The following is a 14,653-nucleotide window of genomic DNA, read 5'->3' on the forward strand; positions in this document are numbered from 1 at the left end:
CAATATAATATCAATTTAATATCATATTGAAATGGAAAAAATCATCAAACCCGCATCAGGCTACCTGCTCCTTCTGTTGGAGTTGGCCCTTATTCCCACCATTGCATTAAGCTTTATCAATGATCTTCTCATCCTAGGAGTAATTGCAGCTATTGCTCTTATCCTGATATTACCGGGATTTTTTACGCTTCAGCCCAACAAAGCTATGGTTTTAATCCTTTTTGGCGCCTACAAAGGAACGGTCAAAGCCAACGGTTTCTTCTGGGTCAATCCGTTTATGACCAAACAAAAGATTTCACTTCGAGTCCGGAACTTTGAAAATAAACCGCTCAAGGTCAATGATAAAATAGGAAACCCAGTCATGGTGGGGACTATTGTCGTTTGGCAGGTAGAAGACACCTTTAAGGCCACCTTTGATGTGGAGGATTACGAAAACTTTATCCATCTGCAATCAGACGCTGCGGTGCGAAAAATGGCTGGAAAATATCCTTATGATGATTTTGAGGCAGAAGATGCAGAAATCACTTTACGATCTGGAGTGGAAGAAGTCAATCACTCCCTGGAATTGGAGATTTCTGAGCGGCTGGAGCATGCCGGCATTAAAGTAATTGAAGCCAGAATTTCGCATTTAGCCTATGCTTCGGAAATTGCCTCAGCCATGCTTCAGCGTCAGCAGGCCACAGCAATCGTTGCTGCCCGACGTAAAATTGTAGATGGTGCAGTAGGGATGGTCGATATGGCTTTAGAGGATTTAAAACTCAAGGGGATTGTAGACTTCGACGAGGAGAAGAAAGCCGCCATGGTCAGTAACCTGATGGTAGTGCTTTGTTCAGACCGGGCGGCTAGTCCAGTATTGAATGTAGGAACGCTAAATCAGTAAAGTAGTGGTCGTCACAGAAACTCAAAGCTTTCGAGGTACCTGGCTCATGTACCTGGTGATTCTGTTGGAATTGCCGGGCTTAGTTTTGATTTCGACCTTTTATTACCTCGACCAACTCGGTGATGATGGTTGGATTCCCCTTCTAATCATGATTGCAGTCATCGGAGGAACTTTCCTTTTGATAGCTAGCCTAAAACTGGAAACAAGAATGGACCGCTATAGCTTTTCCTATAGGAATCCACCTTTTGTGGCTAGCTGGAGAAAACTAAATCCCGAAGAAATCACATCCATTCAAGTGGAAAAGAAAGACGGAATTCTGGACCATGGAGGGTATGGAATTCGATTTGGGAGGAAAAAGACAGGATACATCTATTTCGCAAATCACCTTATTCGAGTGGTCACCCAGAAAAAAACATTGGAGTTTACCACCCGAAAACCAGAAGAGTTCCAAAAAATGATTACCCAATGGAACACCGAAAACTCATAAATGATGGCTAATTATATCTTCACCGAAGCCCAGCGATTCCGACAATTCTGGATTTGGATAATCCTAATTGGGACAACAGCAGTGAACTTAATCGGAATATTTTCTTCTGGACTAAAAAGCGAACCCATCCTTTACCTGTCGATTCTCCTTTTGATTCTTGGGCTGGTCATTCTACTTTTTTCAACCCTGAAACTGGAAACAAGAATCGACTCCCACCGTCTCTCCTTTCGACTTTATCCCCTGATCGGAAACAAAACCTATCTTTTGGAAGAGATTCAGTCCCTTGAACTGATTAGATTTACTCCCCTTTGGAATATTGGAGGATGGGGAATCCCTTACAATTTTGATCACTGGGCTTACACAGTGGGTGGAAATACTGGGATTTTAGTCATTACCAAAAAGGAGAAATTCCTCTTAGGAACAAAACAACCCCATGAGGCCCAACTAGCTATCAATCCATTCAAGAAAGCAAAGCAAACCCATCATGCCAGCTAAGAAACCATTTGCACTTCGTCTCAATGAAGAAATGATGAAAGCGGTCGAAAAATGGGCAGCTGATGAATTTCGCAGTACCAATGGGCAGCTGGAATGGATCGTTCGCGAAGCTCTGAAAAAATCTGGCCGCTTACCTAAGAATAAAGAATGAACTATTTTTATAAAATCATGTTATATTACTACTAAACTTTATCATCATGACTTATTCAAAAATTCTTAAAATTGCACTAATTGCCATCGGAGTCTATCTTTTCAACCCTATTTCCGAAGCTATAGCTCAAGAAGTCATCATCGAAAGTGAAATGACCAAGGAGGAGAAAAAAGCACTTAAACTGGAAAAGAAAGTCAAAAAGGCGGAATTAAAACTTTTGAAAAGCCAAGAGAAACTCGTCAAGGAAAACGAAAAGAAAGAAAAAATCCAAGACAACTATGAGAAAGATAATTCTGCGGGAAAACTCTCACCCAATGACATCGATAAAATCAACAAAAAGATTGACAACCAGGATAAAAAAATAGAAAAGCTGGAAAAGCAAATAGAAAAACTCAGTGAGTCCATAGAGGACTATAAAGAAGACATGGCTGAACTTGACCCAATGGCCCCCACGCTTTAACCCAGATATTTGACAGAATTCAAGAAAAAAGGTTGTTTCTTTAGCGGAAACAACCTTTTTTTATCAACTGAAGAAATAGGATTCAAATGACTTCACTCCACTACTGAAGCATAGAGATCAAACTCTGAAGCTTCATAAACTTTAGCTTGAACAAAATCTCCTACTCGGCAATAGGTCTTCGAAGCATCAATCAAGACTTCATTATCCACTTCCACTGAGTCAAATTCGCTGCGGCCCACGAAATAGCCACCTTCTTTTTTATCAATCAATACTTTAAACGTCTTGCCTACTTTCTCTTGATTGAGGTCGTAGCTGATCTGTTCCTGTACCTCCATTAAGTGATTGGCACGGCGTTGCTTTTCTTCCTGGGAGAGTTTATCCTCCATCCCAAATGCATGGGTATTTTCCTCATGAGAATAGGTAAAAACCCCTAATCGCTCAAATTTCATCCGCTCCACAAAGTCCACCATTTCCTGAAATTCCTTCTCTCCTTCTCCTGGGTGTCCTGCGATCAATGTTGTACGAATGGCAATCTCCGGGATCATTTCCCGGATTTTATTAATCAGTTCCTCCTGCTTCTCACGGGTTGTCCCTCTACGCATGGCCTTTAAGACATCAGTTGATCCATGCTGCAGGGGAATATCCAAATACTTGCAAATATTATCTCGTTCCTTCATCACCTCGATCACATCCAAAGGAAAGCCCGTTGGATAGGCATAATGAAGGCGAATCCAGTCAATTCCTTCCACATCAGATAGCTTGCGAAGTAACTCCGCCAGATTACGCTTTTTGTATAAATCCAGCCCATAATAAGTCGAATCTTGGGCGATCAACAGCAACTCTTTTGTTCCTTGAGCGGCTTTGTGTTGTGCTTCTTTGACCAACTCTTCAATCGGTCGGGAAACGTGGCCACCACGCATCAGTGGAATCGCGCAAAAAGAGCAAGGCCGATCACAACCTTCCGAGATTTTCATGTAGGCATAATGTGCCGAATGAGTCAGTAATCGCTCACCTACCAATTCATGCTTATAATCAGCCTTGAATTTTTTCAAAATCGCCGGCAAATCCCGTGTTCCGAAAAAGGCATCCACCTGAGGAATTTCCTTTTCCAAGTCATCCTTATAGCGTTGCGAAAGACATCCCGTTACATAGACTTTATCGACCAATCCCTGTTCTTTGGCATCGACGTATTGTAAAATCGTATCAATGGACTCCTGTTTGGCATTGTCAATAAATCCACAGGTATTGATGATAATGATATTATGCTCCTCTGAATTGGACTCATGACTGGCATTGATTCCGTTTCCTTTGAGCTGTGTCAATAGGACTTCTGAATCCACCAGGTTTTTGGAGCAACCCATGGTGATGATATTGACTTTGTCTTTCTTTAATGTTCTCGCTTTCACTGCTATTCCTCGATTTTGAGTTTGCAAAGGTAGGGAAAAAGCCTTGCAAAGTGCGGAAAGATGTCTAATCTACTCTTCAAAAATTTTAGAGCTCTGTATTCCAAAGAAAAAGACCATTAGCCGGCGCAGGGGGTATTTTCTCCCAGTTTTTTTCCGGAACTTTTAACCGTTCACTTATTTCGGCTAAAGTCCAATTTCCTAAACCCACGTACCAAATCGCTCGCATGATTTTCCGTACTTGATGATGGAGAAAACCTTCTCCTTTGATTTCCATCATCCAGATTTCCCTTGAAAAAAACTCCCCAGAAAATTGATCAGATTTTGAAATTTGGCAATGAGTGATTTTTCGCTGATAGTCAGACTTCGATTCGGAAAGCGTGCAAAAAGCCCGGAAATCATGTTTCCCTTCAAAGAATTGGGCAGCGGCATTCATTTTGGACAAATCTAATTTACCCTCAGAAACTTCAGCGACAAAGGCTGTGGCAAAGGGATGAAGATTTGAATCCGAAAAAAAATAGCGGTAAGTTTTTGATTTCATTCCTGCGATCAAATTAAACGAACGCTCTGTCGCCATAACCCCAAGCAATTTTATTTCCCCTCCTAAATTTTGGTTGAGCCGGTCAAGATAATTCTCCCAGTTAATTTCCTCTTTGGAAAAAAACTGAAAATATCCTTCCCGACAACTTACTCCCGAGTCCGTCCTACTCCCACCAAGAATCGTAAAATCGTCATTCCCCAATACAAATCGAAAAACCCGCTCCAGTTTCCCCTGAATTGTAGGCTGGCCTTTTTGAACAGCCCACCCCTTAAATCGGGCTCCAAAATAACTGATAGTAAAGAGGTAAGAGAAGGGTTTACTTTGCAAAATGATGAGGATTAATAGTTCGGATGAGTTTGATGCTTGAAAGCAGTTCTGTACATTTAAGAAAACCCAAAAATACAGCTATGAAAGCAATTTTGTTTCTATTCCTCGTTTTTAGTGGATTTTCAGTCTTTGCGCAATCCACAACGTCCAAAGAAACCCAAATCAAGTTAGCAACTCTTGCTGCTCCTGAAGATCAGCGAGCCGATGCAACTGTTTATGGATTTGATGGCACTTTACTTCGAAAAGGCAGCAATCAAACCGTTTGCTTAGGAGATGATCCTAGCAGAGAAGGCTTGAGCGTTTCCTGCTATCACATCAGCGCCCAGCCTTTTATGGAGCGGGGATGGGCACTTCGAAAAGAAGGGAAAAATGCCCAAGAAATATTTGATATCCGGGAAGCTGAATCCAAAGCGAGCAAACTCCAACTCCCTGATCAAGGGGCTACCCTACATGCACTTACTGCAGAACATAGCGATGTAAACTGGGAAACAGGTGAGGCCAAAAACACCTACACCCGTTCTGTCGTGTATATCCCCTGGGCCACAGCGGAAAGTACTGGACTTCCCCTAAAGCCCGCCAGTCCGGGATTACCCTGGATCATGGATCCGGGCACGCACCGGGCGCATATCATGATCAATCCGGCGAGAGATTGAAAGAGATAGATTCAACTGTTAATCTGCTTAACACTCATAAAAAGCTAAAATTCAAAAATGAGCATCCCCCAATTGTTAGGCCAGTAAATTACGTTAAAAATTAACCTTTAAATTTACTGTGATGACCACACGAAGAAAATTTACATCGAAGTTCAAGACCAAGGTGGTTTTGGAACTGTTGAAAGAGCGCTCCTCACTAGCCGAGCTTGCTTAGAAATATGAACTGGCACCCCAGCAGCTCAGCAACTGGAAACGTGAGTTCCTCAACGGCACCGAAGAGGTCTTTGAAAAGGGCGGCAATAACAAGAAAGATCCGGCCGATGAAGAGAAAGACCAATTGCTCAAAACCATTGGCAAGCTTTAAGTTGAGGTTGATTTTTTAAAAGACGCCTTGCGCTAGAATCTCTGGCAAAACGACGCAGCATGATACGCAAGGGTCATACCGAACTGAGTCTAAAGACTCAATGCAACATTCTCAATATCCACCGTTCTGGGATTTATTACCAACCCAAGCCGGAGTCGGAACTGAATCTGGAACTCATGAGGCTGATGGACGAACATTATCTCCATCATCCCTTCAAGGGTGCCCCAGGCATGCATACTTGGCTGACCAGGGACAAAGGATACAAGGTCAGTAAAAACCGGGTGGAGCGCCTGTACTACCGCTGCATGGGATTGCAGGCCGTCATGCCCGGCAGGCATACTTCGCGACGGCATAAGGCGCACAAAGTATATTCTTACCTGCTGCGGAATCTGGAAATTACCCGTCCCAACCAGGTATGGGCTATCGACATCACCTATATTCCGATGAAGAAAGGCTTTATGTACTTGACAGCGAGTATTGATCTGTACAGCCGATATATCGTCGGCTGGTCGATCTCCAACAGCATGGACGCCGCATGGTGCAAAGAAGTACTCCAAGAGGCTATCAGTCAGTATGGCTGTCCCGAGATCATCAATACCGATCAGGGAAGTCAATTTACCTCAGAGGTCTTTACTCAATCCGTATTCTCCCATGGAATCCGCTTAAGTATGGACGGCAAAGGAAGAGCTATAGACAATGTGTTTATCGAACGGTTCTGGCGAACCGTCAAGTACGAAAAGATCTATCTCAACCCACCACAGGACGGATTGGATCTCTATGCACAGCTGGCAGAATACATGGATTATTACAATCACCGTAGAAGGCACGGCAGTCTGGACAACCAAATTCCTGCAGAAGCATATTCCTTGGTTGAGCAGGTGCCGTGAAACGAGTTTACCACATTCCCACACTCTTCTGAAAATCTAAAAAGGGATTTTCAGGTGTGGAAATATGGAAAACTCAACCGGCCTCTGTATACTTGAAGTCAAATGAATTCTGTCCTAACAATTGGGGGATGCTCACTAGTCATGGGATTAGATTATCCCAATATTTTTGAAGCCAACCAGTCTCCCACTTCGGAGGTTTTGTAGGCCTTACCACCTTCGGCAATATCTTCGGTTACTATTCCTTCGGTTAATGAGAGGTTGACGATATCGGAAATTAGGTTAGCTTCTTCTTTTAGGTCAAATGCATACTCAAACATCATTGCTGCAGAGAGTACAGTTGCCAAGGGATTGGCGATATCTTTTCCCGCAGCCTGCGGATAGGAACCGTGAATTGGTTCGAAAAGCTTCACATTCGAGCCCAAAGAAGCAGAGGGCATCAAGCCCATGGAACCGGAAATCACCGATGCCTCATCGGTTAATATATCTCCAAAAAGATTCTCTGTGATCAAAACATCATAAGCTTTAGGCCATTGAATCAGTCGCATCGCTACCGCATCCACAAATTCGTATTCTACTTTCACATCCGGGTAGTCAGAAGCCAACTCCTGTACAGTTTCCCTCCACAATCTGGACGTGGCCATAACATTGGCTTTGTCTACACAAGTCAAAAGCTTTCTTCTTTTTTGTGCGGCTTCGAAACCCATTCTCGCTAATCTCACGATCTCTTCTTTGCTGTACACGTTAGTATCAAAAGCCTTAGTACCTTGCTCATTTCGACCTCTAGGTTCGCCAAAATACACCCCGCCAGTCAATTCTCTAAAGAAGACAAAATCCACTCCATCCACACGATCGAGTTTCAGTGGAGACTTATGAACCAAGGAAGGAAAAGTAAAGGTCGGCCGCACATTGGCAAAAAGCCCGAGTTTTTGTCTCATTCGAAGAAGACCTTGCTCAGGTCTTACTTTCGCTTTCGGATCATTGTCATATTTCGGATCTCCGATTGCTCCGAAAAGGACAGCATCTGAGGCCGCACAAATTTCATGGGTAGCATCCGGATACGGGTCCCCGGTAGCATCGATGGCACAGGCACCTACCAAGCCTTCTTTAAAAGTAATTTGATGACCAAATTTCTGGCCTACAGCCTTCACCACTTTGACTGCCTGAGCAATTACCTCAGGACCAATGCCGTCACCCGGCAATAACGCGATATTCATTTCCATAATAGGTGGATTCTTCTTTTTCTGGGTTGTAATTAATTGTTTCGATGATATTGAGCATCTTTTCTGTAGCCTTCATGGCTGCGATGGTTTGATCGGCGTCAAGGCCCTTTGTTTTAAATAGTTTCCCAAATTCCCATGTGATCACCGTTTCCACAAAGGCATCTGTCTTTCCTCCAGGGGGAATGGAAACATGATAATCGGTCAACCTAGGCAGCTCTTTCCCGATTGATTTATAGATCTTCTTCAATGCACGCATAAAGGAATCGTACTGCCCGTCTCCAGTGGCACTTGCATCAAAAAACTTCCCATGAATGTTCATTCGAAGCTGCACGGTTGGCTTCAATCCCTTTGAATGCGTCATATGGTAGCCTTCGATACTGATATTTTTAGTAATCGAGTTATTTTGTAGGACATCAGAAATAATATAGGGCAAATCCTCCGTCGTAACTCGCTCCTTTTTATCACCCAATTCGATGATTCGTTGAGTGACTTTGGTAAGTTCATCCTTTTCCAAAGAAATCCCCAATTCCTCCAAATTCTTCAAAATATTGGCCTTACCTGAGGTTTTACCCAGCGCGTACTTCCGTTGACGCCCAAAGCGCTCAGGAAGCAAGTCATTGAAATAGAGATTCTTTTTGTTATCCCCGTCCGCATGGATACCGGCAGTTTGCGTAAAGACATTTTCGCCTACCACGGGCTTGTTAGCAGGGATATGATGTCCGGAAAACTGCTCAACCAGCTTGGAAACACGGAAAATCTTCTGCTCTTGCACGCTGATCTCCAAGTCTGTAAAATCCTTAATAACCGCAATCACGGACTCCAAAGGAGCGTTTCCAGCACGTTCACCCAGACCATTGACCGTGGTATGGATCCCAGAAGCCCCATGAAGAACTGCTTCCATCACATTGGCAACCGAAAGGTCGTAATCATTATGTGCATGAAAGTCAAAATGAACAGTAGGAAATTTTTCCACTAATTCATCAAAGAAGGTCCTCACCTCATTTGGAGACAAAAGCCCCAAGGTATCCGGAAGCATGATTCGCTTAATGGGCTGAATGCTGAGAAATTCAATGAGACTGAGGGTATAATCTTCGGAGTTCCGCATCCCATTGGACCAATCTTCTAGATACACATTCACCGACACTCCATTGTCCTGCGCGTAGCCAATACTCCGTCGAATATCCTCAAAATGCTGACCAGGTGTTTTTTTAAGTTGATGGGTCAGGTGATTGAGTGAGCCTTTGGTCAATAAATTCATTACTGAGGCTCCGGCTTTCAAAATCCATTTTACCGAAGCCGGAGTATCAACAAATCCCAACACCTCCACTCGATCCAAGTAGCCCTTTTGGGCGGCCCATTGGGTGATTTTTTGGACCCCTTCCATTTCTCCCTCAGACACTCGGGCCGAAGCCACTTCAATCCGATCCACTTTGAGCTCCTCTAACAGGAGTTTGGCGATTTGAAGCTTTTCCGAAGGCAAAAAGGAAACCCCCGAGGTCTGCTCCCCATCCCTCAGTGTGGTGTCCATAATTTCTATTTTCCTATTCGCCTCCATTTTCAATCTTATTTGGACGCTTCAAAAGCGTCAATTTCAGCTGACATGTTTAACAAATAATCGATATCGTCAAACCCGTTTTGCATATTGTCCTTTTTGTACTCATTGATGTCAAAAGACTCCGAATCTCCCGTGGAAAGGAGTGTGATTTTCTGTTCGGGAAGGTTCACTTCGATTTCGACATTGGGGTTCTGCTCAATTGCCTCGAATAACTTCTCAGCGAAATCCGCAGAAACGGTCACCGGAAGTACCCCGATGTTGAGACAGTTGTTTTTAAAGATATCGGCAAAAAAGCTGGAAACCACGCATCGAAAACCGTAGTCATAAATCGCCCAGACGGCATGCTCCCGACTGGAACCTGAACCAAAGTTTTTGCCTGCCACCAAGATTTTACCGGAATAAGTGGGGTCATTGAGCACAAAATCCTTTTTGGGATTGCCTGCTACATCGTATCTCCAGTCACGGAATAAATTATCCCCAAAACCTTCTCGCTCCGTCGCTTTTAAAAAGCGTGCAGGGATGATTTGATCGGTATCCACATTCTCCGCTGGGAGTGGGACTGCGGTACTTTTTAGTATTGTAAATTTATCGTAAGCCATTATTTTTTCGATTTTAAAACGTGAGAAGCAGGTAGAACTTTAAGGCATGAAAAGATGGGACACCTTTCCTCTTTTCGGATCTTCACCTTCTAACTTTTTAATTATTAAACACTTCTCTTGGATCAGTAATTCGACCGGTGACAGCAACTGCCGCTACGGTCAGTGGCGAGGCAAGCATCGTTCGGGCACCGGGACCTTGACGGCCTTCAAAATTCCTGTTGGAGGTCGAAACCGCATATTTCCCTGCAGGAATTTTATCATCATTCATGGCCAGACAAGCTGAACATCCGGGCTGCCTGAGTTCAAATCCTGCTTCTTCGAGAATTTTCACCAAGCCTTCTTCATGTGCCATTTTTTCCACTTCTCTGGATCCCGGTACTATCCAAGCCGTGATATTATCGGCTTTCTTTCGACCTTTGACAAATTGGGCTACCGATCGGATATCCTCGATTCTCCCATTGGTACAGGAACCTACGAATACATAGTCCACCAATTTCCCTTTGACTGCTTCTCCTGGCTGAAAACCCATGTAATCCAGCGATTTGAGGTAAGATTTTTTATTGGAACCTTCCATTCCATCCAAACTGGGAATAGTGCCTTTTACTTTGATCCCCATACCTGGATTGGTTCCGTAAGTGATCATGGGCTCGATATCTGCAGCATCAAAGGCGTATTCCTTGTCAAAGACTGCACCCTCATCGGTCTGAAGCGAATTCCAGTAAGCTACAGCTTGACCCCAAGCTTCCCCTTTTGGAGAATATCGTTTGCCTTTCAGGTAATTATAGGTGGTTTCATCCGGCGCGATTAATCCTCCACGAGCCCCCATTTCAATGGACATGTTACAAATGGTCATCCGGGCTTCCATGGAAAGATTTCTGATGGCAGACCCCGCATATTCCACAAAATATCCCGTAGCTCCAGCTGCTGATATTTTCGAAATGATGTAAAGGATGATGTCCTTAGAAGTGACTCCAGGGCCCAATTCTCCCTCTACAGAAATCCGCATCTTTTTGGGTTTAGACTGCATGATGCACTGGGTGGCTAAAACCATTTCAACTTCGGATGTACCAATTCCAAAAGCAATCGCTCCGAAAGCTCCATGCGTAGAGGTATGAGAATCTCCACAAACAATAGTCATCCCAGGTTGAGTGACTCCGAGTTCCGGTCCGATTACATGGACAATTCCATGATGAGCCGAACCCAAATCATGAAGTTCGATTCCGTATTTTTTACAATTTTCCCGAAGCCGCTCGACTTGCATTCGAGAAAGTTTATCCTTAATCGTTTGATCTTGTTCCACTGTTGGAACGTTGTGGTCTGGAGTGGCAATGGTCCGTTCTGGGTATTTAACTCCAATGCCTCTTTTTTCCAGGTTTAGGAAAGCAACAGGGGAAGTTACCTCATGAATAAAATGCTTATCGATGAAGAACACGTCTGGACCTTGGGGAACCGATTTAACCACGTGTGCCTCCCAAACTTTATCAAATAATGTTTTCTTTTCCATAGTAATTATGCAGTCGCGTATTCCTTGACCGGTATTTTGTTTAATGCATCTACAAAAGCAAACGCTGATGCCAAGACGATATCCTCATGGGAAGCAAACCCATAGTAGGGTTTGTCTGATTTAATGACGCGCATGTGAACTTTGGCTACGTCATTTGATCCGTGCGTCATGGCCTGAATTAGAAATTCCTCCAAATCAACTTGAGGCTGAACCAAGGTTTCAATTGCCTTTAACACCGCATCCACTGGCCCCACACCAGTTTGAGTGGCTTCAAGACTTTGGTCTCCAATTTTTAGCTGAACGGTTGCATTTATTTCACCGTTTGAAGAGTATGTCACTTTTTCAAGTTCAATAAAATTCGACTCATCCAGGTATTTTCCAACCAATTCCAAAAGGTCTTTTCGACCGATATCACGCTTGGAGTCGGCCAATAGCAGAAACTCCTCATATACTTTGCGAAGCTCTTCCCCTTCCAATTCTACGCCCAAAGCATCCAAATGATGTTTCAATGCAGCTCTGCCTGATCTGGCGGTCAAAACGATGGAAGACTCCTCTACCCCTACTTCCTTGGGATCGATAATTTCATAGTTTTCTCGATGCTTCAGCACCCCATCTTGATGGATTCCAGAAGAATGCGCAAAAGCATTTCTACCCACTATGGCTTTATTGGGCTGCACCGGCATATTCATCAGTTTGGATACCAAACGGCTCGTTTTATAGATTTTTGGGGTATCTATCGAAGTATGAACAGGAATAGATTTATGGCATTTGATCGCCATAACCACTTCCTCCATGGAGGTATTTCCCGCCCGTTCACCGATTCCGTTAATCGTTACTTCCACCTGCCGGGCCCCATGCTGCACACCGGCTACGGTATTGGCAGTCGCCATTCCTAGGTCGTTGTGACAATGAGTTGCGATAATCGCTTTATCAATATTGGACACTCGGTTTTTTAGATCAGCGATAATCCCCCCATACTGCTCAGGAAGACAATAGCCCGTCGTATCCGGAATATTCACCACAGTCGCTCCGGCTTTGATGACTTCTTCAATGATTTTGCATAAGAAATCAGGCTCAGAGCGGCCAGCGTCTTCGGCATAAAACTCCACATCCTCGACAAATTGCTTGGCGAACTTGACCGCTGCTACTCCCCTTCGGATAATTTCTTCAGGAGTAGAGCGAAGTTTGAATTGAATATGATATGGAGAAACCCCAATTCCGGTATGAATACGTCCTTTTTTTGCAAATTTGAGTGCTTGTGCCGCTACTTCGATATCCTTTTCGACTGCCCGAGAGAGTGCACAGATAATGGGGTTTGAAACCGCCTTCGAAATCTCTACCACCGAATTGAAATCACCAGGACTGGAAATAGGAAAACCCGCCTCAATGATATCTACGCCCAGATCCTCCAGGGCTTTGGCCACAATGATTTTTTCTTGGGTGTTCAGTTGACATCCCGGCACCTGCTCTCCATCTCGGAGTGTCGTATCAAATATCCACAGCTTGTCACTCATCTTATTTGGGGTTTTGGGTTATTAATTATTTTCTGGTCTCAATTGACGGACAACAGCTCCAGCCTGCCACATCTCAGAGTCTCTTAATTCTTTCAATTCAGCTTCAAGCTTCACTCTATAATCAGACTTCGAATTGGAATCAATGGATTTTTGAGCTTCTTTACCCGTTTTCACAGACTCGTACAGTTCTTCAAATACCGGCTTGGTTGCATCACGGAAAGGCTTCCACCAATCCAATGCCCCACGTTGAGCAGTAGTAGAGCAGTTGGCATACATCCAGTCCATACCATTCTCTGCTACCAATGGCATCAAGGATTGAGTCAGTTCTTCCACCGTTTCGTTGAACGCCTCCGAAGGCGTATGTCCATTGGCTCTCAATACTTCATATTGGGCAGCAAAAATCCCCTGAATCGCTCCCATCAGCGTTCCTCGCTCTCCAGTCAAATCAGAGGTCACTTCCCGATAAAAATCTGTTTCAAAAAGATAGCCTGATCCTACTCCGATCCCCAAAGCCACTACCCGGTCTTTGGCTTTGCCTGTGGCATCCTGATAAATGGCATAGGAAGAATTCAATCCTCTTCCTTCGACAAACATTCTTCTCAAAGAGGTCCCCGAACCTTTTGGGGCAACCAAAATCACATCCACATCGGCAGGAGGCACAATTCCTGTTTTATCCTTGTAGGTCACTCCGAATCCATGGGAGAAATACAAGGCTTTTCCGGGCGTCAGGTGTTTTTTAACCGTAGGCCAAAGTGCAATCTGACCCGCATCTGAAAGCAAAAATTGCAAAATTGTCCCTCGCTCGCAAGCTTCCTCAAGTTCAAATAAAGTCTCTCCTGGCACCCAACCGTCTGCAACAGCTTTATCCCATGTTTTGGATCCTTTTCGCTGTCCAACGATGACATTAAAACCATTGTCTTTCAGGTTTAATGCTTGTCCAGGTCCCTGCACACCATAACCTAGGACTGCAATTACTTCATCTTTCAATACTTCTTTGGCTTTTTCCAGCGGAAACTCCTCTCGGGTTACCACATTTTCTTCAACGTTGCCGAATTTTAATTTCATGATTTTCGGATTAATAGATTTATGAGTTTGTTTTTTAAATTTTATTTCAGAAGGGAATCTATAGTCAGCATTCGTTTAGCTACTGCCACGCGACCAGACCGAGCAAATTCCAGTAAGCCGTAGCCTTTTAGAATTTCCAACAATTCCTGTGTTTGTTCTTTATGGCCAGTAAGTTCCAAAACCACAAAATCTGGTTCTGCGGCAATCACCTTGGCATTGTGCTGTCGGATGATTTTCTCCAGTCCTGACTCAAGCCTTGCCACGGGAATCTTATACAGGGCTATTTCCTGATACACCACCGCATCATCTTCATGATAAAAGGCCTTAATTACATCAATGATCTTTTCGATTTGATTAACCAGTTGAATGACTGTGTCTTCACTTGCGGTTACTTCAATGGTGATCCGATGAATACCCTCCAACCTACTTTCTGAAGCGGTCAAAGCATCAATATTGATCCCTCGCCTGGTGAAAATAATCGTGATCCGATTGAGGATTCCGATAAAGTTTTCGGTAATGACGAAAATGGTATAGCGTTTCATAAGTTG

The 14,653-nt window shown here is 43.9% G+C and carries 16 protein-coding genes; 7 read left to right on the top strand and 9 right to left on the bottom strand.

Annotated elements, in window-relative coordinates; all coding sequences use genetic code 11:
* The first annotated feature begins 31 nt into the window (after window positions 1-31).
* From Q0L00_RS06005 to Q0L00_RS06025, 5 genes are read left to right on the top strand one after another with little or no spacing between them, the layout of a single operon-like run.
* Window positions 32-880 (top strand): SPFH domain-containing protein, encoded by an 849-nt coding sequence (locus Q0L00_RS06005; RefSeq protein ID WP_297335959.1) that lies wholly within the window; start codon window positions 32-34, stop codon window positions 878-880.
* 4 nt (window positions 881-884) lie between these two features.
* Window positions 885-1,367: a hypothetical protein gene (locus Q0L00_RS06010; RefSeq protein WP_297335960.1), complete on the top strand. Its 483-nt coding sequence runs from the start codon at window positions 885-887 to the stop codon at window positions 1,365-1,367.
* The gene (locus Q0L00_RS06015; protein ID WP_297335961.1) at window positions 1,368-1,862 is read left to right on the top strand and encodes a hypothetical protein; all 495 of its coding nucleotides are present in this window, start codon (window positions 1,368-1,370) and stop codon (window positions 1,860-1,862) included.
* A complete protein-coding gene (locus tag Q0L00_RS06020) occupies window positions 1,852-2,013 on the top strand; it encodes an Arc family DNA-binding protein (protein WP_297335962.1) in 162 nt (53 codons plus the stop codon). Before Q0L00_RS06015 ends, Q0L00_RS06020 begins: the two co-directional genes overlap by 11 nt.
* A 46-nt stretch (window positions 2,014-2,059) precedes the next feature.
* Entirely contained in the window at window positions 2,060-2,473 is a 414-nt protein-coding gene (locus Q0L00_RS06025; RefSeq protein WP_297335963.1) for a hypothetical protein, read from the top strand.
* 92 nt (window positions 2,474-2,565) lie between these two features.
* Here the strand turns inward: Q0L00_RS06025 and rimO are convergent, their stop codons facing one another.
* Complete coding sequence (gene rimO / locus Q0L00_RS06030; protein WP_297335964.1) at window positions 2,566-3,879, bottom strand: 30S ribosomal protein S12 methylthiotransferase RimO; 1,314 nt, start codon at window positions 3,877-3,879, stop codon at window positions 2,566-2,568.
* Between the two features lie 85 nt (window positions 3,880-3,964).
* Window positions 3,965-4,744, bottom strand: coding sequence for a tRNA pseudouridine(38-40) synthase TruA (gene truA, locus Q0L00_RS06035; RefSeq protein ID WP_297335965.1), 780 nt, complete (start codon window positions 4,742-4,744; stop codon window positions 3,965-3,967).
* An 80-nt stretch (window positions 4,745-4,824) separates the two neighbouring features.
* Between truA and Q0L00_RS06040 the strand changes: the two genes are divergently transcribed.
* A complete protein-coding gene (locus tag Q0L00_RS06040; RefSeq protein WP_297335966.1) occupies window positions 4,825-5,397 on the top strand; it encodes a hypothetical protein in 573 nt (190 codons plus the stop codon).
* Between the two features lie 405 nt (window positions 5,398-5,802).
* Window positions 5,803-6,648, top strand: a complete 846-nt coding sequence (locus Q0L00_RS06045) for an IS3 family transposase (RefSeq protein WP_297336029.1) — start codon at window positions 5,803-5,805, stop codon at window positions 6,646-6,648.
* Between the two features lie 152 nt (window positions 6,649-6,800).
* Here the strand turns inward: Q0L00_RS06045 and leuB are convergent, their stop codons facing one another.
* The 7 genes from leuB to ilvN all read right to left on the bottom strand — a co-directional run bounded on the left by leuB (window position 6,801) and on the right by ilvN (window position 14,647).
* Window positions 6,801-7,868: a 3-isopropylmalate dehydrogenase gene (gene leuB, locus Q0L00_RS06050; RefSeq protein WP_297335967.1), complete on the bottom strand. Its 1,068-nt coding sequence runs from the start codon at window positions 7,866-7,868 to the stop codon at window positions 6,801-6,803.
* Window positions 7,837-9,423 (bottom strand): alpha-isopropylmalate synthase regulatory domain-containing protein, encoded by a 1,587-nt coding sequence (locus Q0L00_RS06055; RefSeq protein ID WP_297335968.1) that lies wholly within the window; start codon window positions 9,421-9,423, stop codon window positions 7,837-7,839. Before Q0L00_RS06055 ends, leuB begins: the two co-directional genes overlap by 32 nt.
* A gap of 8 nt (window positions 9,424-9,431) precedes the next feature.
* Window positions 9,432-10,022: a 3-isopropylmalate dehydratase small subunit gene (gene leuD, locus Q0L00_RS06060; protein ID WP_297335969.1), complete on the bottom strand. Its 591-nt coding sequence runs from the start codon at window positions 10,020-10,022 to the stop codon at window positions 9,432-9,434.
* 97 nt (window positions 10,023-10,119) lie between these two features.
* On the bottom strand, window positions 10,120-11,526 hold the full coding sequence (leuC, locus tag Q0L00_RS06065) for a 3-isopropylmalate dehydratase large subunit (protein WP_297335970.1): 1,407 nt from the start codon (window positions 11,524-11,526) through the stop codon (window positions 10,120-10,122).
* A gap of 5 nt (window positions 11,527-11,531) precedes the next feature.
* Complete coding sequence (locus Q0L00_RS06070; RefSeq protein ID WP_297335971.1) at window positions 11,532-13,040, bottom strand: 2-isopropylmalate synthase; 1,509 nt, start codon at window positions 13,038-13,040, stop codon at window positions 11,532-11,534.
* Between the two features lie 21 nt (window positions 13,041-13,061).
* On the bottom strand, window positions 13,062-14,105 hold the full coding sequence (gene ilvC, locus Q0L00_RS06075) for a ketol-acid reductoisomerase (protein WP_297335972.1): 1,044 nt from the start codon (window positions 14,103-14,105) through the stop codon (window positions 13,062-13,064).
* Between the two features lie 41 nt (window positions 14,106-14,146).
* Window positions 14,147-14,647, bottom strand: a complete 501-nt coding sequence (gene ilvN / locus Q0L00_RS06080) for an acetolactate synthase small subunit (protein ID WP_297335973.1) — start codon at window positions 14,645-14,647, stop codon at window positions 14,147-14,149.
* Window positions 14,648-14,653 lie beyond the last annotated feature (6 nt).

The organism is Algoriphagus sp. (genome assembly GCF_024305035.1).
In the GTDB taxonomy this organism is placed as follows: Bacteria; Bacteroidota; Bacteroidia; order Cytophagales; family Cyclobacteriaceae; genus Algoriphagus.

Coding starts and splice junctions, on each gene's coding strand:
- Q0L00_RS06005 (WP_297335959.1), top strand. CDS start 32: ATGGAAAAAATCATCAAACCCGCATCAGGCTACCTGCTCCTTCTGTTG.
- Q0L00_RS06015 (WP_297335961.1), top strand. CDS start 1,368: ATGATGGCTAATTATATCTTCACCGAAGCCCAGCGATTCCGACAATTC.
- Q0L00_RS06020 (WP_297335962.1), top strand. CDS start 1,852: ATGCCAGCTAAGAAACCATTTGCACTTCGTCTCAATGAAGAAATGATG.
- Q0L00_RS06025 (WP_297335963.1), top strand. CDS start 2,060: ATGACTTATTCAAAAATTCTTAAAATTGCACTAATTGCCATCGGAGTC.
- Q0L00_RS06040 (WP_297335966.1), top strand. CDS start 4,825: ATGAAAGCAATTTTGTTTCTATTCCTCGTTTTTAGTGGATTTTCAGTC.
- leuB (WP_297335967.1), bottom strand. CDS start 7,868: ATGGAAATGAATATCGCGTTATTGCCGGGTGACGGCATTGGTCCTGAG.
- Q0L00_RS06055 (WP_297335968.1), bottom strand. CDS start 9,423: ATGGAGGCGAATAGGAAAATAGAAATTATGGACACCACACTGAGGGAT.
- leuD (WP_297335969.1), bottom strand. CDS start 10,022: ATGGCTTACGATAAATTTACAATACTAAAAAGTACCGCAGTCCCACTC.
- leuC (WP_297335970.1), bottom strand. CDS start 11,526: ATGGAAAAGAAAACATTATTTGATAAAGTTTGGGAGGCACACGTGGTT.
- Q0L00_RS06070 (WP_297335971.1), bottom strand. CDS start 13,040: ATGAGTGACAAGCTGTGGATATTTGATACGACACTCCGAGATGGAGAG.
- ilvC (WP_297335972.1), bottom strand. CDS start 14,105: ATGAAATTAAAATTCGGCAACGTTGAAGAAAATGTGGTAACCCGAGAG.
- ilvN (WP_297335973.1), bottom strand. CDS start 14,647: ATGAAACGCTATACCATTTTCGTCATTACCGAAAACTTTATCGGAATC.